The 23,050-nt window shown below is 39.1% G+C and carries 21 protein-coding genes and 1 other RNA gene; 3 read left to right on the top strand and 19 right to left on the bottom strand.

Annotated features, from left to right (window positions below; translation table 11 throughout):
• Nucleotides 1–94: 94 nt before the first annotated feature.
• The 14 genes from JOC31_RS08025 to JOC31_RS08090 all read right to left on the bottom strand — a co-directional run bounded on the left by JOC31_RS08025 (nucleotide 95) and on the right by JOC31_RS08090 (nucleotide 15,216).
• The gene (locus JOC31_RS08025) at nucleotides 95–448 is read right to left on the bottom strand and encodes a S1 RNA-binding domain-containing protein (RefSeq protein ID WP_205017645.1); all 354 of its coding nucleotides are present in this window, start codon (nucleotides 446–448) and stop codon (nucleotides 95–97) included.
• Nucleotides 448–1,848, bottom strand: a complete 1,401-nt coding sequence (locus JOC31_RS08030; protein ID WP_205017646.1) for a Cof-type HAD-IIB family hydrolase — start codon at nucleotides 1,846–1,848, stop codon at nucleotides 448–450. The genes JOC31_RS08025 and JOC31_RS08030 overlap by 1 nt, the downstream gene beginning before the upstream one ends.
• Before the next feature lie 46 nt (nucleotides 1,849–1,894).
• On the bottom strand, nucleotides 1,895–2,536 hold the full coding sequence (locus JOC31_RS08035) for a response regulator transcription factor (RefSeq protein WP_205017647.1): 642 nt from the start codon (nucleotides 2,534–2,536) through the stop codon (nucleotides 1,895–1,897).
• Nucleotides 2,508–3,530 (bottom strand): envelope stress sensor histidine kinase LiaS, encoded by a 1,023-nt coding sequence (locus JOC31_RS08040; RefSeq protein WP_205017648.1) that lies wholly within the window; start codon nucleotides 3,528–3,530, stop codon nucleotides 2,508–2,510. The genes JOC31_RS08035 and JOC31_RS08040 overlap by 29 nt, the downstream gene beginning before the upstream one ends.
• Nucleotides 3,527–4,222 (bottom strand): cell wall-active antibiotics response protein LiaF, encoded by a 696-nt coding sequence (gene liaF / locus JOC31_RS08045; RefSeq protein WP_205017649.1) that lies wholly within the window; start codon nucleotides 4,220–4,222, stop codon nucleotides 3,527–3,529. The genes JOC31_RS08040 and liaF overlap by 4 nt, the downstream gene beginning before the upstream one ends.
• A 168-nt stretch (nucleotides 4,223–4,390) precedes the next feature.
• Entirely contained in the window at nucleotides 4,391–6,289 is a 1,899-nt protein-coding gene (gene pknB, locus JOC31_RS08050; RefSeq protein WP_205017650.1) for a Stk1 family PASTA domain-containing Ser/Thr kinase, read from the bottom strand.
• Nucleotides 6,289–7,029 carry a Stp1/IreP family PP2C-type Ser/Thr phosphatase gene (locus tag JOC31_RS08055; RefSeq protein ID WP_205017651.1) on the bottom strand — a complete coding sequence of 247 codons (741 nt, stop codon included), beginning with the start codon at nucleotides 7,027–7,029 and terminating at the stop codon, nucleotides 6,289–6,291. The genes pknB and JOC31_RS08055 overlap by 1 nt, the downstream gene beginning before the upstream one ends.
• Nucleotides 7,030–7,075: 46 nt before the next feature.
• The gene (rsmB, locus tag JOC31_RS08060; RefSeq protein ID WP_205017652.1) at nucleotides 7,076–8,398 is read right to left on the bottom strand and encodes a 16S rRNA (cytosine(967)-C(5))-methyltransferase RsmB; all 1,323 of its coding nucleotides are present in this window, start codon (nucleotides 8,396–8,398) and stop codon (nucleotides 7,076–7,078) included.
• A complete protein-coding gene (gene fmt, locus JOC31_RS08065; protein WP_205017653.1) occupies nucleotides 8,388–9,326 on the bottom strand; it encodes a methionyl-tRNA formyltransferase in 939 nt (312 codons plus the stop codon). Before fmt ends, rsmB begins: the two co-directional genes overlap by 11 nt.
• 171 nt (nucleotides 9,327–9,497) lie before the next feature.
• A complete protein-coding gene (locus tag JOC31_RS08070) occupies nucleotides 9,498–9,971 on the bottom strand; it encodes a hypothetical protein (RefSeq protein WP_205017654.1) in 474 nt (157 codons plus the stop codon).
• Nucleotides 9,972–9,987: 16 nt separating this feature from the next.
• Complete coding sequence (locus JOC31_RS08075; protein ID WP_239551737.1) at nucleotides 9,988–12,339, bottom strand: primosomal protein N'; 2,352 nt, start codon at nucleotides 12,337–12,339, stop codon at nucleotides 9,988–9,990.
• 163 nt (nucleotides 12,340–12,502) lie between these two features.
• Nucleotides 12,503–12,820, bottom strand: coding sequence for a DNA-directed RNA polymerase subunit omega (gene rpoZ, locus JOC31_RS08080; protein WP_205017656.1), 318 nt, complete (start codon nucleotides 12,818–12,820; stop codon nucleotides 12,503–12,505).
• 27 nt (nucleotides 12,821–12,847) lie between these two features.
• On the bottom strand, nucleotides 12,848–13,462 hold the full coding sequence (gmk, locus tag JOC31_RS08085) for a guanylate kinase (protein WP_205017657.1): 615 nt from the start codon (nucleotides 13,460–13,462) through the stop codon (nucleotides 12,848–12,850).
• Nucleotides 13,463–13,608: 146 nt separating this feature from the next.
• Nucleotides 13,609–15,216 carry a ribonuclease Y gene (locus JOC31_RS08090; RefSeq protein ID WP_205017658.1) on the bottom strand — a complete coding sequence of 536 codons (1,608 nt, stop codon included), beginning with the start codon at nucleotides 15,214–15,216 and terminating at the stop codon, nucleotides 13,609–13,611.
• 304 nt (nucleotides 15,217–15,520) lie between these two features.
• Between JOC31_RS08090 and JOC31_RS08095 the strand changes: the two genes are divergently transcribed.
• Nucleotides 15,521–16,003, top strand: coding sequence for an S-ribosylhomocysteine lyase (locus JOC31_RS08095; RefSeq protein WP_205017659.1), 483 nt, complete (start codon nucleotides 15,521–15,523; stop codon nucleotides 16,001–16,003).
• A gap of 50 nt (nucleotides 16,004–16,053) precedes the next feature.
• On the opposite strand, the gene JOC31_RS08100 is transcribed toward JOC31_RS08095, so the two are convergent.
• The 5 genes from JOC31_RS08100 to JOC31_RS08120 all read right to left on the bottom strand — a co-directional run bounded on the left by JOC31_RS08100 (nucleotide 16,054) and on the right by JOC31_RS08120 (nucleotide 20,079).
• On the bottom strand, nucleotides 16,054–17,496 hold the full coding sequence (locus JOC31_RS08100; protein ID WP_239551733.1) for a cell division site-positioning protein MapZ family protein: 1,443 nt from the start codon (nucleotides 17,494–17,496) through the stop codon (nucleotides 16,054–16,056).
• A 12-nt stretch (nucleotides 17,497–17,508) separates the two neighbouring features.
• Entirely contained in the window at nucleotides 17,509–18,666 is a 1,158-nt protein-coding gene (locus JOC31_RS08105) for a THUMP domain-containing class I SAM-dependent RNA methyltransferase (protein WP_205017660.1), read from the bottom strand.
• Between the two features lie 63 nt (nucleotides 18,667–18,729).
• Nucleotides 18,730–19,100: RNase P RNA component class B (gene rnpB, locus JOC31_RS08110), an RNA gene on the bottom strand.
• A 22-nt stretch (nucleotides 19,101–19,122) separates the two neighbouring features.
• Complete coding sequence (gene gpsB / locus JOC31_RS08115) at nucleotides 19,123–19,458, bottom strand: cell division regulator GpsB (RefSeq protein WP_205017661.1); 336 nt, start codon at nucleotides 19,456–19,458, stop codon at nucleotides 19,123–19,125.
• Nucleotides 19,459–19,563: 105 nt separating this feature from the next.
• Nucleotides 19,564–20,079, bottom strand: coding sequence for an SLOG family protein (locus JOC31_RS08120; protein WP_205017662.1), 516 nt, complete (start codon nucleotides 20,077–20,079; stop codon nucleotides 19,564–19,566).
• Nucleotides 20,080–20,154: 75 nt separating this feature from the next.
• Between JOC31_RS08120 and recU the strand changes: the two genes are divergently transcribed.
• Both recU and pbp1a read left to right on the top strand, forming a co-directional pair.
• Nucleotides 20,155–20,751 carry a Holliday junction resolvase RecU gene (gene recU / locus JOC31_RS08125; protein WP_205017663.1) on the top strand — a complete coding sequence of 199 codons (597 nt, stop codon included), beginning with the start codon at nucleotides 20,155–20,157 and terminating at the stop codon, nucleotides 20,749–20,751.
• Complete coding sequence (gene pbp1a, locus JOC31_RS08130) at nucleotides 20,748–22,910, top strand: penicillin-binding protein PBP1A (RefSeq protein WP_205017664.1); 2,163 nt, start codon at nucleotides 20,748–20,750, stop codon at nucleotides 22,908–22,910. The genes recU and pbp1a overlap by 4 nt, the downstream gene beginning before the upstream one ends.
• Nucleotides 22,911–23,050 lie beyond the last annotated feature (140 nt).

The following is a 23,050-nucleotide window of genomic DNA, read 5'->3' on the forward strand; positions in this document are numbered from 1 at the left end:
TTAACAGGACACCTCTACTTTAACACAAAGAAAAAGTAGTGAGTACTCTCTCCCGTCAGAGATTTCCTCACTACTAATCTTAGTATGTTTTTGTTTATTTTTTTAGATAATCAAGACTCTCTTCAATCCAGATTGGTAAATGATCCGCTAAAGGTTGAAAGCCAATCTTATAACGGTTATTTGAAAAACGATGTCGATGAGGAAACTGATGCTTTTCTTCCTCTAAAGTTCTCAATGATAAACTGGCCTTTTTGGTGAACTCATCAAAATCTACAACCTGTACCAAGACATCTTGCCCAACTGATAAACTATTGTAAATGTTATCAATATAGCCTGTCTTAATCTCTGAGATATGAATTAATCCTGTCGTATCATTTTCCAAGTGAACAAAGGCACCGTAAGGCTTGATACCTGTAATAGTCCCTTTTATCTTGTCACCAATGTTCATTAATCAGAAACCTCAACTGTTTCGATAATAACATCTTCGACTGGTTTATCTTGAGCTCCTGTTTCAACAGCTGCAATAGCATCCAAAACCTTATATGATGCGTCATCTACAAGTTGTCCAAATACTGTATGACGACGGTCTAGGTGTGGTGTTCCTCCATTTTCAGCATAACTTTTAGCAATTTCTTCTGGCCAACCACCACGAGTCAATTCTTTAGCACTATATGGCATATTCGCATTTTGGACAATAAAGAACTGGCTTCCATTTGTGTTAGGTCCTGCATTAGCCATCGAAAGTGCTCCACGAAGGTTGTAAAGCTCATCTGAAAATTCATCTTGGAAACTTCCTCCAAAACTCGACTCGCCACCCATACCTGTACCAGTTGGGTCACCACCTTGAATCATGAAATCCTTGATAATACGGTGGAAAATAACGCCATCATAATACCCACTCTCTGCTAAATCCACAAAGTTTTTAACAGTTAGTGGAGCATGGTCTGGAAAAAGTTTAATCACCAAATCACCGTGATTTGTTTTAATCGTTGCGACTGGACCTTCTGTCTCAGCTAAGTTAAGTTGTGGGAAATTTAATTGTTTTTCTACCATTCCTAGTTTCTCCAAGGCATTAAAAATGCCATCTCCTTCTACTGTATCTGTAACGTAATCTGATTTTGCTTTGATTTCTGGGACAGCATTGCCCATGGCAATTTTAAGACCAACATAGTCAAAAATTTCCATATCATTAGGACCATCACCAAACATCATGGCATTAATCGGTTTAAGATTTTCTCTCTTCAATACCGCCTCTACTCCAGAAGCTTTTGAAATACCAGTTTTGACCACATCTGATGAATGCTCGTGCCAAGGTACTAAACGAATCTGATCAGAAAGACTTTCTGGTAAAACCAGCTCTGCATTGTTTTCAGCAAAGGTCCACATATGATAGACATCATGACTTAAGTGAAAATCTGGATCGACTTCACATACGCCATATACAGGTACCACAGCGTCATCAATCAGCTGACTTCTCTCAGAAACGACTGGCTTATCCTTTCCTGCAAACCCGTAAGCGATTCCTTGTTCCTTAGCCCAAGCTACATAAGACTTTGCCACTTCTGGATCTAAGGGTTCGTTGAAAATCTCATCTCCTTTTTTATCAATGACATAAGCACCATTAATTGTGACAAAATAATCAGGATTAAGATCTCGTATTTCAGGAACAACACCATATAGACCGCGCCCTGAGGCAATTCCTGTCAATATTCCCTTTGCTTTTAAATCTGCAAAGGCTAACTTAACAGAATCTGGCATATAGTCTGTTGCTTTAGCTCTAAGAGTATCATCAATGTCAAAAAAGACAATTTTGATCTTTTTTGCCTTGTATTTGGTTTTTGCGTCCATCCTATACCTCTTCAAAATATGATAACGTTCTCTTTATTATACCACTTTATTGATCATCTTGTGGTACTAAATGGTGTCTAAAAGCATAAACAACTGCTTGAGTCCGATCATCGACCTGTAATTTCGATAAAATATTGGATACATGAGTCTTGACAGTCTTAAGAGAAATAAACAGTTCATCAGCAATGGTTTGGTTATCGTATCCCTTAGCTAATAATCTTAGGATATCTCGTTCACGCGCTGTCAAGTCATGGTGTAAATCAGGTTTTTCATCATGGTCTTTCATCTTTTTGTCTACCTCTGTCTCTATGGCTTGATCTCCTCTTGCCACTTTACGAATAGCATTCAAAATTTCAGCAGCACTAGATGTTTTAAGCATATAACCCTTAGCCCCTGCTTCTATGACTGGGTAGATTTTTTCATTATCAAGATATGATGTCAAAACTAGGATTCTTGCTTTTTTCCATTTTTTTAAGAGAGCTAAAGTCGCTTCAACGCCGTCCATCTCTGGCATAACCAAGTCCATCACTACGACATCCGGTCTAAGTTCTAAGGTAAGTTTGACCCCATCCTTACCATTAGAAGCCTCACCAATAACCTCAATATCCTCTTGTAAATTCAAAAAACTCTTTAAACCCAGTCGAACCATCTCATGGTCATCAATTAGAATCACTGTCGTTTTCGTCACTGTTTTCTCCTTTCATAAGCGGTACTCGAATATCCATACTCACTCCCTGATTAGGGCTACTCAATAATTTGATACGCCCTGCCAAATCATTAACCCTATCTTCGATATTTGTCAAACCATAGCTAAGACTTCTTTCTTGATTGATGTCAAAGCCGACACCATCATCTGTCATCTTGAGTTGAACCTCATTATCTGATTGATTAAGGTAAATTTCCAAGTGTTTTGCCTTAGAGTGTTTTAAGGTATTACTGATAAACTCCTGAGCAATACGAAATAAATTTTCCTCAATCGTTTTAGGTAAACTTGAAACATTTTCTTTAAAGGTCACCTGAATATTACTCTTATCAGATAATTCTTGAATCAAAATCCGGAACCCTTCTGATAAGGTTCGTCCCTCCAACTCTGTTGGTCTGAGATGGAGCAACAAGATACGAAGGTCTTTTTGAGCTCCATTAATCATTTCTTCTGTAGCCTGTAGCTGCGTTTTGAGTTGCTCTTGACTCAGTTGTTCCAAGCTAAGGTATGTTCCTGAGACAAGCATTGAAGCAGCAAAAAGTTCTTGACTAACCGTATCATGTAAATCTCGCGCAATACGTTTGCGTTCATTCATTACAATTTCTTCACTATTCATCAAAGGAGCATTCTCTGTTTCTTGCAAACGTCGAGTCAACTCGTTCATCTTCAAAGAGAGTAACTGTAAGCTATAACCAATCTCACTATTATCCTTAATCAAACCACGATTGCTAAGGATTCGTTTGATATTACTATGGATAATCCTCTTTGAATTGTAATCACTCAACATAGCTACAAAGACGAGCATAATAGTTAAGGAAAAGGTCAATAATAATATCGAAAAAATAAATTGATTCAGTAAGTCGACACGACTCAAAATTGTCTTTAAGGACAAATCAAAGCTATCAAAAATAATGAATACAATGGTAATAACAGTCACAAAAGCATAGAAAAAAAGTAGGACAATCTGTTGTTTTTTCATATGCGTTTCACCTCTGTATCACCAGCTAGCACGTTAATAATCACTTTCACCCGTTTGGTACTGTTACCATAGTCCGCTGTCGCTAGTTTAACAGCTTCGTTACGCAAATCATAGGCACCATCGTCAAAAAAAACTAAACTGCCATAAATCGAACTTACATGGAGCTGAACAGCAACATCAATAGGCACCAAAATAGCCGTTGGTCCATAAACTTTTTGAATAATGATCACATTATCAGCACCTCGGACAATGACATTATCTAAATTGATCTGATCGCGACCACTGAGACGAATGATATTGATGTCATCAAAATGATAGGTATCTCCTTGATGATTGTCGTTACCAATCCATCTGTTACGACTAGGTTGAAAGGCAATCTGTTGGTCTGAAAAACGAATAATGGCTTGACGGTTCTTCTTCTTAACTTGAGCAAAATGGTTGATTAACATATAAATCACACCAAATATGATACCAATGATGATATAGATATTGGTCATCATCATTAAAAAGAAAATCAACAAGCTAACCGTCAACAAGAAATCCATTCGATTGCCTGAATTATAATATTTTAACACTAAAAGTGTTAAAACTAGAATCATAAAAAAACGAGGAATGTCTGTAGCGAGCAAACTCATCATCGCCAAGGCAAATAAAACCACTTCAACGACAATAAATAATTGAAATTTCTTCATACCTTTCCCTTCTCTCTCAAACTACTCCTATTCTAGCAAAAATAAAGAACAAATTCATCCAACCAAAGTCCTAAATTAACACCAGAAGTAAGAGTTACTAAACTAAAAGTTCACTTCCTCCATATGACTAAAAATAGCTAAAAGGCCGGACAATGTCCAGCCTTTTAATTATTGATGAGATGAATTATCTGTATCAAATTCGCTCGTGGTAGAGCTTGAAGAACTATCTGACTCGCTTGAATCTGTCGAACTATCATCCGTTTCACTCGTACTACTTGATGATGTACTTGTCGAATGACTAGATGAATAAGTCTGTACTGATGTGTTAGAAGAATCTTGTAGATAAAGGGTTACTTTATCCCCGCCGCTAATGCTTACCGATTCACCATAATAAGGGTATTGGGCATAAACTGTAGCAGTAGATGAAGGGCTAGATGAGTCTGTCAAGATTTGAGAAGAACTAATCCCCAAAGCTAATAGTTTATTTTTAGCCTCTGAATAAGTGATCCCTGTTACATCCGGCATAGTAACACTTGTGTTTACAGCCACCTGGAAAGTAATCTTATCACTACCTGAAATGCTAAAGTCTCCTGAAGCAGGATCTTGACTAATAATCTCTCCATTTTGATAATCATCTGTAGAAACTTCTTCTTTGACGATACGACTCGATGAAATTCCCTTAGACTTCAAATCACTCAAAGCATCACTGTACTGCTGACCAGTATAATCATCTAAAGTAAAGCTACTAGCGGTTTCAGACACATAGATTGTGATTTTAGAACCTTCTTTTTTAGAGGTGTTTGCAGCTGGATTTGTTTTAACAACATGTCCAGTTTCGACAGTTGTGTCGGTTATTTTTTGAACATCTCCAACAGCCAATCCTGATTTCTCTATAGTAGATTGCGCCGTTTCCAAAGTCATCCCTGTAACATCAGGAACAGTTACTGTTGCTTTTGATGTCATCATCAAAAATGCAACTCCAGCTAAAGCTAGGACAAATAGAGTCAGTAACATTCTAAATAGAATCGTTAGGAGACCTCGTTTTTTCTTTGGTTTTTTAACCTTTTGGCTAACTTCTTTTTCCAACTTATCTGCTACCAGAGGTTCAGCTTTTTTCTTGGATGACTGCTGTGTATTAAGAAGTTGTTCAGTCGTAACACTTGCTGTGTTTTGTTCTACTTTAGGTAACGGTCTGACATCCGTTGTGTCGGTAAAGGTCAACTTATTCTCATGACTACGATTAGGTTGTAGAGATGTCAACAAATCACGACTCATCTCGCTTGTTGTCACATAGCGATCTGTTAATTTCTTAGCTGTCGCTCTGATCACGACATTTTCCAAGGCTTGTGGCACATTACGGTTCTCAATAGTGATTGATGGTAAAGGCTTTTGAAAATGTTGTAACGCAATTGTTACCGCACTATCCCCGTCGTAGGGAATGTGACCAGTCAACATTTCAAAAAGCATAATCCCCATCGCATAAATATCACTTTGAACAGTTGCTTTGGAACCACGCGCTTGCTCTGGCGAAAGGTAGTGTACACTACCTAACATTGAATTCGTTTGGGTTAGGCTGGTTTCAGCAAAGGCAACAGCGATCCCAAAATCGGTCACCTTTGCTCTACCATCCTGCGTCAATAAAACATTTTGTGGTTTTAGATCTCGGTGGATAATCCCTTTTTGATGAGCTAGGGTCATCGCTGACAAAACCTCGCTCATGATACGGATTGATTCCGCATTTGATAGAGGAGCACGGTCCTGAATGTATTTCTTCAAATCTGAACCATTGACATATTCCATTACGAGGAATTGTTGACCATCCTCTTCTCCGATATCTCTGATAGCGACAATATTTGGATGATTAAGTTCTGCCATAGCTCTCGCTTCACGCTGGAAACGAGCCACAGCAACCTGGTCGGTCTGATAATTAGTACGAAGCACCTTAATGGCAACTTCTTCATTATCAAGAATCAAATCATTTGCTAAATAAACGTCTGCCATCCCTCCACGTCCGATTGACTTCAGGATACGATAACGGCCAGCAAATAATTTGCCAACTTGGATCATTAATTGTCCTCCTGGTCGAATTTAACTAGGGCAACAGTTATGTTATCAAGTCCACCTGCGTTATTGGCAGTATCTACAAGGACTTTTGCTTGTTCTGCTAAACTTAAAGCAGAATCTGTAATAATAGCTTCAATTTCTTCTCTTGAAACCATATTTGTCAAACCATCACTGTTGATAAGAACGGTATCCCCTGCCTCTAAGGGTTGAACACCTAAATCAATCTCTACAGGGGTCGCTTGACCAATAGATTGAGTAATAATATTTTTTTGCGGATGAACGGCTGCTTCTTCTTCAGTCAGTTGACCTGCCTTAACCAGCTCGTTTACCAACGAATGATCGCTAGTTAATTGAGTATAGTGTCCCTCATGCACAAAACCTACACGAGAATCACCGACATGGGCAAAGATGATATTGTTAGCTACAACAGCCACTGCCTCAACAGTTGTCCCCATACCTTTATAATCATCTGTTTGACCCAAATCATAGATTTTTTGGTTTTCTTGCTCAATGTGTACAATCAACCAATCTCGAATTTGACTGAGATGAGTAAACTCAGTGTTAACCCACTCTCTCCCTAGGTTTGTTACTGCCATCTCACTAGCAATGTTACCAGCACGATGGCCTCCCATACCGTCGGCTAAAACGACGAGAGGAACTCCCATCTTATTATCATATTTATTAACAAAATCTTGGTTATTAGATCTTTTTTGTCCAATATCTGTTAAAAGCGAAATTTCCATAGTTTTAGTGTTTTCTGACAAGGTCAGTTCTCCTCCTACTAATACACTAGGCTTTTTTTCTTACTTGTGCAATGAAGAAGCCATCTGTCAGATATTGTTCTGGAGTAATGGCTAGACAGCCATCCACCATAATATCTTCTCTCTCGTGTCTTAACATAACTTGCTCAAAATCTGGATGAGTTTCCAAGAATTTTTGAATGACTTGTTGATTTTCTTCCTCAACAATAGTACAAGTGCTGTATGTTATTATACCACCTTTACGCAAGGTTTGACAAACACTAGACATAATCTCCAGTTGGATAGTTTGAAGGCTTTCAAAATCCTGCAAATCCTTGTGATACTTGATATCAGGTTTTCGTCGAATCAATCCAATACCAGAGCAAGGAGCATCTACTAAGATTTTATCAAATGAGTCTTTCGGAAATGTCTCATGGACCTTACTAGCATCTAACTTTTTAGTGACTAGCTTATCTGCTACTCCTATCCTATCAGCATTTTCCTTAATAAGTTCTAACTTGTGATCATAAAGATCAAGTGCTGTTACTTGTCCAGTGCTCAAATAGGATGCCATGTGGACAGACTTTCCTCCAGGAGCAGCACAAGCATCTAGAATAGCTTCATCACCTTGAATATCAAGTGTCGGTGCAACCAACTGGCTCGTTTCATCTTGAATGGTCAAGAGTCCCTCTTTGAAATAATCTGTACCAGCAAGATGACCAGAAGTTTTGGTCAAACCAACTGGAGAAAGTAATGACTTATCTGCCTCTAGGACGACAGCCATTTCTTCCAAACGGCTCGAATCAGTTACACGGAAACTAGCTTTATTGCGTTTGTGAAGACTTTCAAAAATAGCAACTGCACGTTCTTGTCCGTACTGCTCGATTAGTTTTTTGACCAACCAAACAGGTAGTGAGTAGAGAATCGAATAGCGTTTATTAACTCTTTTAATGGTTTCTGGATCAGGTAAGTCACTGCTAGCTAAGCGGCGAAGCACTGCATTAACCAACTTTTCTGCACCCTTTTTATTGCCTCTGTTCTTAGCAATTGATACCGCATCATTGACAACAGCATGTGCTGGAATCTTATCTAAGTAAGCCAACTGGTAAAGGCTAAGCATCAATAAATCATAAACCCAAGTCTCTAGTTTATCACGGTCCTCAATCACATGAGAAAGTTGCCATTCTAAGGTCAACTTACGTGCTACAGTACCGTAAACAATTTCAGTTACTAGACCCTTATCTTTTTCGGATAAATGACTTACCTTTAATTGTTTATTTAGGGCAATATTTGAGTAAGCTCCTTGACGAAACACCTCTTCTAAAACAAGCAATGCCTGCCCGCGAGCAGTTGTTTTCCAATCATTGGCCAAAAGAATCACCTACTTCTAGTTGGCGTCCTACACCATTTAAGAAATCTGTTACTGCCATGCGAGGCTTGCCTGCTGGTTGAACGGTCTTAAGAGCAATCGCACCACTGCCTGTTGCAACAACCAAGGATTTCTTCGTTTTCTCAATAATCTGCCCTGGAGTTCCTTCGCCATCTGTCAACTCTGCTTCATAAATTTTGAAGCGATTGCCATCTAAAAGGGTGTGAGCAACAGGCCAAGGGTACATGCCACGAATGTGGTTAAAGACCTCTCTAGCTGATTTGTTCCAGTCCAGACGTTCTTCCTCTGGCGAAATATTCGGTGAAAAAGTAGCTTCCTCATGATTTTGAGGTTCTGGTTTTATCTCACCAGAAATATAGCCCGGAAGAGTCTCTAACAGGAGATCACGTCCGATAACAGCTAACTTTTCAAATAAGCTACCAACATTATCTTCATCCAGAATGGCTGTTGAAGCCTTAGCAACCATATCACCGGCATCCATCTCTTTGACCATCTCCATGATAGTCACCCCTGCCTCTTTTTCACCATTAATAATAGCATAATGAATTGGAGCACCACCACGGTATTTTGGTAATAAAGACGCATGGACATTAACGGCAAAATCAACTGAATCAAGTAATTTAGTTGGTAAAAATTGCCCAAAAGCTGCTGTCACAATACCGTCTGCACCTAAACTCATAATGATTTCTAATTCTTCTGAACCAGATAATTTTTCGGGTTGGTAAACAGCTATATCATGAGCAACAGCCACCTCTTTAACAGATGTCATCTTAATCTCTTTTTTACGACCAACCGCTCTATCTGGTTGAGTGACAACTGCTAAAATATCATAGGACTCATCAGCTAATAGCCCTTTGAGAACAGTCGCTGAAAAATCAGGCGTCCCCATAAAAATTAGTTTTGTTTTCATTTTCATTGTAACCAACTTTCTATATGTTACTTTTTTATCAAACCTTCGAAAAACGACAATTATCTTAGACATCTACGATATTGCTTTTAATACCAACTTTAAGAGTACTAAACAATCTATCAAGCAATGTCAATCCACCTTCATTATAACAATTCTATCTGGTCTTGTCGCTTATTGTCTCTTCTTGAGGACTGACTGTAGTCTAGGATACCGCCTCTGAAGATGACTTGCATAACTATAGGCCATCACAGCTGTGAACACACCAAAAACTGTCAATTTTTTGAACACGTCTTTTCCAAGACTTTCTAAAATATGGTAGCTAGATAACTCACCCGAAACAAGATATTCCAGTACAAATCCTAAAAATAAACTCATTCCCCATCCAATGAGAAAAGTGCTCCCTTTTTTTACTAAAATCGTCTCTCTATCGTCTCTAACTTCTAGGCTGACTAGTTGAAAGAGAGTAATACCATAAGCTATAACAGAAAATAATAAGTCTTTCAAAAGGGATGCTATCGTCCAATCCATACTAATCAAAAATATGATAGTAGCGCAGATAGGAAGAGTACAAAACTCAAAACGCGATAAGGGTTCAAAGCGATAGGCTTTTTGACATACTTTAAACACGCCAAATAGCAATAACAATAACAGGTTCTTCTCCTTACATCATATTCTGCGGCTCGTGGTCGATGGTTAGCCGAACAGCTTTATTTTCGGTTTCTTGTGTCCAGTCTAAAATAGCATTCAAAGTCTCCTCAAGATGATCTTCAAAGCGATACTTGACTAAAATTTGGTAATGGTAGAGATTATGCGTTCTAGCAATCGGCTTTGGTGTAGGCCCAAGAAGCTTAACCTGTTCCGATAAACCTTGTCTCAATTGCCCCATAACCTCATAAGCTTTTTTGATAGCTACCTCCTCTGAGGAATGCGAAAGAGTTAGACCAACTGTAAAATAATAAGGTGGGTAGCCCAATTGCCTGCGAATGGACATCTCATAGTTATAAAAGGCTTCGTAATCTTGGGATTTCGCTAACTGAATAGCATAATGTTCTGGATTGTAAGTTTGAATATAAACCTGACCTGGCTTGTCTGCTCTGCCAGCTCGTCCTGCCACCTGGGTCAAGAGTTGAAAGGTTCGCTCTGATGATCTAAAATCAGGCAAATTGAGAGAGGTATCCGCATTAAGGACACCCACCAAGGTTACATTTGGAAAGTCCAGACCCTTAGCAATCATCTGAGTCCCTAATAGAATGTCTGCTCCGCCATTGCCAAAGGTATCTAAGATTTTCTGATGAGCACCTTTTTTACGCGTTGTATCCACATCCATACGTAAGATACGAGCTTGTGGAAAAATATCTGACAGCTCATCAAAGGCTTTCTGCGTTCCTGTACCGTAGTATCGAATACTGGGACTCTGACAGTTGGGACAGGTTCTTGGAATGTCCTTTTGGAAACCACAATAGTGACAGTTCATTGACCTCGTATCCATATGTAAGGTTAGGGAGATATCACAATTGGGACAGCCATCAACAAAGCCACAATCACGACACATCACAAAACTCGAAAAGCCACGGCGATTGAGCATCAAAACAACTTGTTCTTTCTTTTCAAGACGGTTAGCGATAGCATCAAGTAAGGGAGGCGTAAAATTACTAGCCTCTTGCTGCCCCAGATAATCTCTAAAATCCAGAAGTGTCACTTGAGGAATTTTAGCATTAGGATTTGCCCGTTTTGTCAATTGTAAAAAGTAATACACGTCACGACTAGCCCTAGCACGACTCTCAATCGACGGTGTCGCAGACCCCAGCACCAAAACAGCACGATGATAATCCGCTCGTAATAAGGCAACATCTCTCGCATGGTAACGGGGATTAGACTCTTGTTTATAACTAGCCTCGTGCTCTTCATCAATGATGATGGCACCGATATTTTCCAAGGGGGCAAAAATAGCAGAGCGAGCACCTACAACTACCTTTGCTTCACCACGTTTAATCTTTTTCCACTCATCAAATTTTTCACCATCAGACAGACCTGAATGCATAATAGCGACTTGCTTTCCAAAACGCGCAATGAAACGATTGGTCATCTGAGGGGTTAAGGAAATCTCAGGAACTAATACAATAGCCGTTTTCCCTTTTTTGAGAACCTGTTCAATGATATGTAAATAAACTTCTGTCTTACCAGAACCAGTTACCCCTTCAAGTAAAAAGGGCTTTTGAGCATGACCAATCTCAGAGACAATAGTTGCGACAACCTCTTCCTGCTGATCATTTAGCTCTAAAAATGGAGATTCACCAACCTCATCAAAATAGGCATCCGAACGACTAACCTCGACTTCAAATACCTCCAGTGCCCCTGATGATTCAAAATAAGCAATAACATCTCGACTATACTGATGTTGTAAGTCTTTTAATGCACCTGACTCTGGGTTAGCTTGTAGCCAAAGACTCATTTCTAAACGTTTCTTGGCACGCTTTGCTATTTCCAAACTTTCTAAGATTTCTAAATTGACACGATAGCATTTTTGAGTCTTTATCGTTTGTTTATCCTTAGCAACATAGATCTGTTCAACCTTTTGTTTGGCTACTAGCTCTGCCATTTTGACCGCAATCTCATCATCTAAGTCAGAAGCTAACAAGGGTTTATCTTTTGTAAAATAAGTCTGACGTTCTTCATCAGACAAAGAAGGCAGCGGTTTAAACTCTTTGTCATACTTAGAGTTAAGAAGACTAGGTAACATGGCTTTTAACAGGGAGATTTTATAAGAAAAAACCCTGTGCCTCATCTGATCAGCTAGTAATAATTGTTCTGAATTTAAAACAGGTTCAAAATCGAGCAAATCGCTGATTGGTTTCAAATTCTCTAGATTGCCTAAATCATCTGATAAACCTACGACAAATCCTTGCAAGAGACGATTGGACCTCCCAAAAGGAACATGTACCCTCATCCCCACTTGAATCAAGTTCTCCCATTTAGACGGTACTTCATAAGTGAATGGTTTATCCGTCTGCATCAAGGGAATATCGACGATAATTTTGGCAAGTTTCACTCAATGACCTCCTAAAAAAGTAGAAAAGAGGCTGGGACAAAAGTACCCAGCATCTTTATTTGTATAACTTATATGGTAAATCCAAGCAGTCTTTAGACCTTTTGAATTATTTTGAAGACAGCAATGCTTAAATTTTTTCGCCTTCTTCTTCTTTTTCTTTAGCGATTTGAGCTTTGATTTTACGCTCTTCCTCTTCTTTTGCCAAACGAGCTTCTTCTACCTTACGACGAACGCTCTCACGTTTCGCTTCTGGATCTGGATGAATCACAACATTACCTGATTCGATCTCTTCCAAGGCACGAAGAGTTGATTTAGCTGATTTAAAATCTTGAGTCGCTTCAGCACCTGCTTCTAGCTCATGGGCACGTTTAGCTTGAAGAATAACAAGTGAGTATTTTGATGGTACTTTATCCAACAATTTATCGATAGATGGTTTTAACATCATAAGCTTGGTTCTCTTTTCTAGTCTTTTTTAAATATCTTTGATCATATCATTATAACGACCAATCACACGGTCTACACGGAAATGCTCCGCTTCAATGATACGTTTAACACGCTCTGCTGCAAGTGGGACATGGTCATTGACAACAGCATAATCGTACTCTCGCATTAAGAGAATCTCTTCTTTGGCACGCTCAATACGTTGTGCAATCACATCTTCACTATCTGTTCCACGACCTACCAAACGATCTTTTAACTCATCAAGGTCTGGCGGCGTCAAGAAAATAAAGACACCATCTGGTACTTTTTTCTTCACTTGAAGAGCCCCTTGAACTTCGATTTCAAGGAAGACATCAATTCCTTGATCAAGGGTTTCATTAACATAAGTCAATGGTGTACCATAGTAGTTTCCCACATACTCTGCGTACTCCAGCATCTGACCATTTTTGATTAGCTCCTCAAACTCTTCACGTGTACGGAAGAAATAATCGACACCATCAACCTCACCTGGGCGTTGGGGTCTTGTCGTCATCGATACTGAATACTCAAACTTGTGATCTGGTGTTGAAAAAATTTCCTGTCTAACTGTTCCCTTACCAACTCCCGAAGGACCTGAAAAGACAATTAGTAAACCACGTTCAGACATGTCACACTCCTTAATGATTAGCTCTCAATTGCGAGAAAGTTTCTAACATCTAGTTTACCAAAAAAAGACTGTTTTTTCAAGGACTCCTCTTAGGATTTCTTAGTGTTCAAAAAAGAAGTTAGCTACCAAAACTAACTCCTCTTAACTTATTTAGCATAATCCACTGCACGCATTTCACGAATAACAGTAACTTTAATATTTCCTGGATAGTCCAAATTAGCTTCAATCTTATCACGTACTTTATGAGCAAGGATAGTTACCTTGTCATCACTAACCTTATCTGGTTGTACCATGATACGAATCTCACGACCTGCTTGAAGAGCGAAGCAATTTTGCACACCATCAAAGCTAGAAGCAATTTCTTCAAGGTCACGAAGACGCTTGATATAATTTTCCATTGACTCGTTACGAGCGCCTGGACGAGCTGAGCTTAAAGCATCTGCTGCTGCCACAAGAACAGCAATTACAGACTCAGGCTCCACATCTCCGTGGTGACTTGCAATGGTATTGACAACAACAGGATGCTCTTTGTATTTACGAGCAAACTCTGTTCCAATCTCAACGTGGCTACCTTCAACTTCACGGTCAATAGCTTTCCCCATATCGTGGAGAAAACCAGCACGGCGAGCGAGAGCCACATTTTCGCCAAGTTCCCCTGCTAAAATCCCTGCTAGTTTACCAACTTCAACCGAATGGCGTAGCACATTTTGCCCATAAGATGTTCTAAACTGCAAACGCCCCATAATCTTAATCAAGTCTGGGTGAAGATTTGGTGCACCAATCTCATAAGCCGCTGCCTCACCATACTCACGGATACGATTGTCCAATTCTTGGCGATTTTTCTCAACCAACTCCTCAATACGAGCTGGGTGAATACGACCATCTGAAATCAAAGTTTCCAAAGTCATACGCGCAATCTCACGTCGAATAGGGTCAAAACCAGATAAAACAACCACTTCTGGTGTATCATCAATAATAACATCAATCCCAGTCAAACTTTCAAGTGTTCGGATATTACGCCCCTCACGCCCAATAATTCTTCCTTTCATGCTGTCATCTGGTAGATGGACGCTGGTAATCGTTTGCTCAGTGACATAGTCTCCTGCCATACGTTGCATGGCTTGTGCTAGCAAGTCCTTAGCAATCTTGTCTGAACGATCTCTAATATCACGCTCAGCATCCTTAATACGCGTCGCAATTTCATGAGTCAGATTGTTTTCAGTCTCTGCTAAAATAACCTCACGCGCTTCAGCTATTGTCATAGCACCGACACGCTCTAGCTCCGCACGTTTTTCATCCTCTAATTTTGCAACTTGTTCTTCACGCTCATCAATATGTCTAGATTTATCTGAAAGACTCTGCTCTCTGGAATCGAGCACTTTTTCTTTATGACTTAAATTTTCATCCTTACGATCAAGCGATGAAGCACGGTCGGTCAAACGACTCTCCATCTGCTTCAATTCTTGTTTTTCAGATTTAAATTCTTTTTCGATCTCTTCGCGATATCGTCTAGCTTCTTCTTTTGCCTCAATCAGCAGCTCTTTTTTATGAGCGCTGCTTTCTCTTTCTGCTGTTTGAACAATCGCAAGGGCATCTGCCTCTGCTTTTCCTTTAATTGTTACAGCATCTTGTTCGGCATTCAAAAGCGTTAGTTCTGCAGCTTCCTTAGCAGACTTCAACTTAATTGAAATCGCTACATAACCAACAATCAAACCAATGAGTGCGAAAACAAGTAATAAAACAACATTTAACATGTTTTCACCTCAATTATAAATTAATTTTCACATGGAAAATCAACTTATATTCTAACATAAATGAAAGTTTTTCACAATCGGAAATCCAGCACCTTTTTTTACAAATTTTATGTTATCATAGTAGGAGAATTAGCTGATTGATTGTATTGGAAAATAGACCAATCAAAGTCTTATTATTATCAAACCAAACCCTATCATTAGGAAATTTGATTAAACTGATAGAAAAGTCGCACTTTTTCTATCTCTACTTTCGAGGAAACTTTGCTTTTCCCTCTCAATCAAATATTATTTAAAGGAGAATCTTATGCCTAAAGATGTTATTGTTGAAAGTTTTGAACTTGATCACACTATCGTTAAAGCCCCTTATGTCCGTCTTATTTCTGAAGAGGTCGGTCCTGTCGGCGATATTATCACAAATTTTGATATTCGCCTCATTCAACCTAACATGAATTCCATTGACACTGCAGGTCTTCACACGATTGAACACCTCCTCGCAAAACTAATCCGCCAACGCATTGATGGATTGATTGACTGCTCGCCATTTGGTTGCCGAACTGGTTTCCACATGATTATGTGGGGCAAGCAAGATGCAACAGAAATTGCCAAAGTCATCAAATCAAGTCTTGAAGAAATCGCTGAGGGTATTACTTGGGAAGATGTCCCTGGAACAACGATTGAGTCATGTGGTAACTACAAAGATCACAGTCTTCATTCTGCTAAGGAATGGGCTAAACTGATTCTTTCTGAAGGCATCTCTGACAATGCCTTTGAACGTCACCTTGTCTAAATTAAAAACGAGTTTGAGATACGCTCTCAAACTCGTTTTTCTTATGTTGACTAATAATCCAAAGCGTCTGAGTGACCTGAGGCATTACCAACATAGTAACCTGTTTTAGCATTAATAGAGAACAAATAAGTCCCATCTGGTTTAAACATATTGTAGTAACCATTGCCATTGATGATATTAACGGGCTCTAAAATGTAATTATTTCCAGAAATATAGCCTCTAGCTTGCGATGTTGCTACAATCTTTTCTAGAATACCTTCTCCGAATGCCCAAGCAGGATTTGAACTATCTGCAATTAAAGCATCGTTATAAGGAACACGACTACGGCTACGTTCAAGCGTTGCTGGATTATAATTAGTAATACCATATGAAGTTACTGTCGAAGCTTGGCCGGTAGTTGCTGTTCCTGTGTCTGTACTTGTTGAAGCAGTTGTTGGTGATGCTTGTGTCGTTGCTTGACTTGTAGAAGCTGTCGTCTCTGCAACCTGTGTCTGTGTCGTTGTACTTGTCAACAACCCTCTACCACCTGTAATAGCCGTCTGAATTAAGGTATCCGTTGATGCATTCCCAGTATTTAACACTGAACTTGGTAGACCATCAAAGTTAGCTCCAACCTTAACAGGAACTGAACTGTTGTAAGAGCCATCAACAATTGCCTCAGCCTCAAAAAGACCATTTACTGTTTGGATTGCTGTAATTTGATTTTTCAATGAATCGTATTTTTTCTTAGCAGCCGTATAATAATTGGTATTTTTCAATTTTTTAAGAGCTGTTTCAAGTTCTGATAGCTGTGAAAACTGGCTATTCTTCAAAGCTGTTTTATTAGTGTCAGTGTAAAAACTATCGTAGAGTGTTTCAAAAGCTTGATTGTTTGCTTTATCTGAGGAAGATGAACTTGTCGTTGACGTTTTTGACACAGAACTAGAACTAGTAGTAGATGAAGCTGTTTGCTTCGTTGTGTTCAAAGCATTCAACCCAAAGGCTGTAGCAAAGATAGCAACAATCAACCCAATCAAAGAACCAAAAATCAGTTTTTTATTTTTATAAACTGGAGTGTCATCTTGTTCTCCAAGTAAAATACTCTCTTTAGAGACAGATGACAGTTCCTCTGAACCTTCAGAAACTTCTTGACCTTGAGATGCTACAGATGCGTCTTCATTGACAGGTTGTGTCTCCTCAATGATTTGAGAAAATTCTGGCTCTTCTTCGATAGAAACAGACGAGCCTAGGTTACTATCAAGTAAGCCCGTTGCTGCTAATTCCTCACGTTGTTTCTTAATGAAATTATCCAAAGAAGCCGTATCTAGTGAACTAATATCTGTATTTTCAAATTTTTGAGCTTCTACTTGCTCACGATTTTTCTTAATATACTTATCAAGAACACTATCATCCTCTGTGATACCAGCTTTTAGGTCTTCACTCTTTTGAACAGCTTCTTCCACTGTCATATCCTTGGCTTTTTCAAAATCAAGATTATCGTTTTCTTTTGTCATCGTATAACCTTTCTATTTGTTGACGGTGCGACGAACACGCTCTCCGAAATATTGATACAAATCGACACGCAAGGTCCCATTATAGAGTTTTCGCTTCTTATCTGCTAACCTACCATATTTCGCTTCAAATTGTTCATCACTCGTCAAGATAAACTTACTCCATGTTTTTAATGGTGCGAACGTTTGTCCCATTTCATTATACAAAATGTCAATAGCTTTGTCATCCAAGAGTCGCTCACCATAAGGAGGGTTAGAGATGATAACACCGTTGATTTTATCCGTTTTCAAATCCTGTAAACGCATTTGTTTCAATTTGATAACATCTGAAAGTCCAGCTTCCTCAGCGTTTTTCTTGGCAATCTCAACCATTCGAGCATCAATGTCACAACCCATGATATCAAGTTCAACATCGTAATTTGCCTTACTTTCTGCCTCATCACGAACCGACTGAACAAGATTGTGATCCACCCAAGACCATGATTCAAAGGCAAAATCACGATTAAATCCTGGGGCAATGTTCATACCAATCATAGCAGCCTCAATACAGAAAGTCCCTGAACCACAAGTCGGATCAATCAGAGGTTTATCAGGATACCAGTTACTCAACTGTAGAATGGCAGCAGCCATGTTTTCCTTGATTGGAGCCCCACCTTTGTCAGTACGGTAACCGCGTTTAAAAAGACTATCCCCAGTAGTGTCAATAAGGAGTGTTGCTTGATCCTTCAGGATAGACACCTCAATCTTGTAAGTAGGACCATTCTCAACCAAAGGAACCCCTTCTGGACGGTGATAATGTTTCTGCAGTTTTTTTACAACAGCCTTTTTAGTGATTGCTTGTACGCTAGGTTCGTTATGCAGTTTTGAGCGAACGCATTTGGCCTTAGAGATAGGGAAAGTTGATCCTAATGGTAAGTAATTTTCCCAATCTAAGGCAAAAACACCTTGGAAAAGCTCTTCAAAGGTTCTTGCTGGAAACGTACCAACAACGATTTTGATGCGGTCCGCTGAACGTAACCACAAGTTAGTTTCAGCAATAGTCTTAATATCTCCCTGAAAATGAACCTTACCATTTTCAACCTGACAATCAATTCCTAATTGACGGATTTCTTTACCGACAACAGCTTCCAAACCAGCTGCTGCAGTAGCAATTAAGTTAAATCTTTCTTTCATTATTTCTTTCTATCTTTACCTATAATAAAAGCTAGCAAATGCTAGCTATACCTATATGCAATTTTCTATAAGCCATGTTTTGTTCAAGGAAAGGTTAGGTCCCCTTTTCCTATCGATAATCATCTGTCTACTGTTACCAGTCAGGATTTCCGTTCATTTCCTTCCATCCCATGCCCCGACCAAAGTTTGGGTTGCTAGCTTGAGGGGTTTACCGCGTTCCACTTTTTCAGTTTCCTGAAAAACTACGTCACTGTGGCACTTTCAGAGCTATTGAGGCATATCCTAAGACTTAGCCCTTTAACTCGCCGTAAGGTAGCAAGCTACCTCCCTAGGCTTATGCATTCGCCTAGCACAATCACTACCGACATCTCAGCCAGTGCTAGCATGGACTTTCCTCATGTCTAGCCAAGCTAAACACGCGATTATCCAAAAATTGCACAATTAACAACATATTAACTATTCGACAATCTGCTTGCCGAAAACTTCTTTCTCTAGACGACTGATACGTTTTAAAATATCGTAGTTAGAGGCAGATTCTACCACTCTCTGTTGTTGTGGTGTTGCTACCGTTGGTGATGAACTAGCAGATTTTGGAGAAGTAGATACTGTTTTTAATTTTTCTTTCAGACTAGCATTTTCTTCACGAAGTTTTTCAATCATCGCAAGGTATGACTCGTAGTCTTTGATGATATCATCTAAAAACTCATCAACTTCTTTTTTATCATAACCTCGCATACTTGTCTTAAATTCTTGTTCAAAAATATCTTTTGGACTAAATAAAATATCTGCCATCGCTTGTACTCTCCATACTTATCGTTCACTATAGAATTTTAAAAATTCAATCATTAATATGATACAGGATTATTATTAAAAAATCAACTATTTTACTTACATATCCTAGTCCTCACTAGCGACTTCGTTAAGACGGTCAAAAGATAACTCTTTGACCTCATAAGCGACTTCCTGCATCATTTGATAGAGATATTTTAGCGACGTTTCATGATCACGATCATAAAAAAGATAGGCTCTATCTGTATTTTCTAGTAAAAAACGATTATAATTTTTCAATTGACTCGGTCCTTGATAGCTTGGATAGCTGTATTTTACAAAATCAAGTTGCTTAAACCGTGCTAACTTTTCTTGATTAGACTCACTCCAGGACTGTCCTTGATCCTCAAATAAAAACAAACAAGCCATCGAAAAATCATATTCTTGTTGTAGCTCTTTTGCAACATCTAATACCCAAACTTCAAACCCTAAGTTGCCTGTGAAAATCAGCCAGTCCACTCCGTCTTCAAAAAATGCAATCAAATCCTTCTTAATCGCCCTCTTAATAACTGCTAATTTAGGGTCTTTATCACTAAAAATCCCCAATTCAAAACTTTTGTAACCCATTATTAGAAGAGAACTCATTATCTGTTATCCTTTTTAAATTTATGATATAATGGTATTGTTTATTATGGTAAACAAATCGTATTAGGAGTTTGTATGGTAAACTATCCTCACCGTATTGTTCGCAAAACAGTACCAACGGTAACAAAAAAAACAGCTGTTAACTTTGCTAACCGTGGGATGTCCTTTGAAACAGCTATCAACGCAACCAATGACTTCTATCTATCGCGTAAGATTGCTGTCATTCATAAAAAACCTACACCTGTTCAAATCGTTAAGGTTGACTATCCTAAACGAAGTCGTGCCAAAATTGTGGAAGCTTATTTCCGTCAAGCCTCCACTACCGACTACTCCGGTGTCTATAAAGGACATTATATTGACTTTGAAGCAAAGGAAACCAAACAAAAAACTGCCATGCCAATGAAAAATTTTCATGCTCACCAAATTGAGCACATGGCCAATGTCTTAGAACAAGGCGGTATTTGTTTTGTTCTCCTTCACTTCTCAACACTTAAGGAAACTTACCTTTTGCAAGCTTGTGACTTGATTCATTTTTACCAAAAAGATCAAGGTAGCAAGTCAATGCCTCTCAATTATATCAAAAAGAAGGGGTTTTTGATTGAAACAACTGCATTCCCTCAAGTTCCTTATCTGGACGTTATCGAAAAAAAACTATTAGGTGGTAAACAATGAAAACAGTTTCAAGAGTCTTAAAATACTCCCTAATTACTATTTTAAGCTTAGCTATTATTGGTGTCATTTCCGGCGGTTTGCTCTTTGCTTATTACGTCAGTAGCACACCACAACTATCAAAATCTAAACTCGAATCTACCAATTCCAGTCTGATTTATGATAACAGCGGTAATCTTATCGCCGATTTAGGATCTGAAAAACGTGAAAGCGTCTCAGCAGACAGTATCCCTGTTAATCTTGTCAATGCTGTAACCTCTATCGAAGATAAACGCTTTTTCAAACACCGTGGTGTTGATGTCTACCGTATCATGGGTGCTGCTTGGAATAATATCATTAGTAGTAGTACTCAAGGGGGCTCTACCCTTGATCAACAGCTGATCAAACTCGCCTACTACTCTACTAATGAATCCGATCAAACCTTTAAACGAAAAGCTCAAGAGGTTTGGTTAGCACTCCAAATGGAACAGCAATATACCAAGGAAGAAATCCTTACCTTCTACATCAACAAAGTCTACATGGGGAATGGCTACTATGGTATGCAAACTGCTGCCAAAGCCTACTATGGTAAGGAACTAAAAGACCTGTCTGTCGCTCAGGTAGCTCTACTAGCGGGCATCCCTCAAGCGCCTACTCAGTACGACCCTTATAACAATCCAGATGCCGCCAAGGCTCGCCGTGATATTGTTCTTGGTGAAATGCTAGAAGACAAAAAAATCACGAACGATGAGTACAAGACAGCTCTAGCAACTCCTATCTCAGATGGTCTTCAAACCCTAGAAGAAACATCAAGCTATGAACCATACCTTGATAACTACATCAAACAGGTTATCGAACAGGTCAAAACAAAAACCGGACAAGATGTTTTTACAGCAGGATTGAAAGTCTATACCAACGTTGACCAAAGTGCTCAACAACAACTCTGGGATATCTATAACAGCGGTCTCTATGTTTCATACCCAGATGAAGATTTCCAAGTTGCTTCAACTGTAGTTGATGTTACCAATGGTAAAGTCATCGCTCAACTTGGTAGCCGTAACCAAGACAGTAATGTCTCACTTGGTACCAACCAAGCCGTGCAAACAGACCGTGACTTTGGTTCAACCATGAAACCGATAACTGACTATGCGCCAGCTATTGAAAATGGTATTTATACAAGTACAGGTGACACTGTTAAAGATACTCCTTACAACTATCCCGGAACTTCTACCCCTGTCTATGACTGGGATCGTCAGTACTATGGCAGCATTAGCCTAACTTATGCTCTACAACAATCACGTAATATTCCAGCTGTTAGAGCTCTCGAAGCTGTTGGTTTGGATACGTCATTAGGCTTCCTCAACAAACTAGGTATCAACTACCCTGAGATGTACTACTCAAATGCCATCTCAAGCTCTACTTCAAAATCTGGACAAGAATACGGTGCAAGTAGTGAAAAAATGGCAGCTGCCTATGCAGCTTTTGCTAATGGCGGTACTTACAACGAACCAATGTACATCAATAAAATTGAGTTTAGTGATGGTACTTCTAAAGAATACAATGCGACTTCTGTTAAAGCCATGTCTGAAACAACAGCTTACATGATGACAGATATGTTAAAAACTGTTCTAACATCCGGAACAGGAACATATGCTGCTGTCTCCGGCGCTCCTTATAATGCGGGTAAAACAGGGACATCTAACTATTCAGATTCAGAACTGGAACAAATTGAAGAATCAACAGGTATCTATAGTAGCTCAGTTGGTACAATGGCTCCCGATGAATCATTTGTTGGTTATACAACTCAATACGCTATGGCTGTATGGACCGGTTATTCAAATCGTATGACGCCTATCTATGGAGACAATCTTAATATTGCTGCTGAGGTCTACTCTCAAATGAGCAGTTACCTCAACACCATGTATGGTAGTGGTAGCACCAACTGGGAAATGCCTGATGGAGCTTACCGTAGCGGAGGATACGTTTACCTTGGAAATGCTCCAAAATACAGTTATTCTTACCGTAACTCTGACTCAGATTCTTCAAGCAGTAGCACAACAACAACAACTGAAGAAGAGACTTCTGAAAGTACAACAACAAGTCAAGAGAGCAGTTCTTCTGAAGAATCTTCTAGCGAAACTTCTGCTGACTCTTCAGTTCAATCAGAGAGTTCAGCTGCTTAATCTAACTCTAAAACAGGATTTCTGTTAAACCTGTTTCAATAAAAAGGCTCTTCGTCAACTGTAGTGGGTTGACTTATAATCAGCAGCGAGAGAGAATCAGATTGGTTCTCTCTTTTTGCATGTTCAAAGCGATGAGAATC

Source organism: Streptococcus saliviloxodontae (genome assembly GCF_016908655.1).
GTDB classification, from domain to species: Bacteria; Bacillota; Bacilli; order Lactobacillales; family Streptococcaceae; genus Streptococcus; species Streptococcus saliviloxodontae.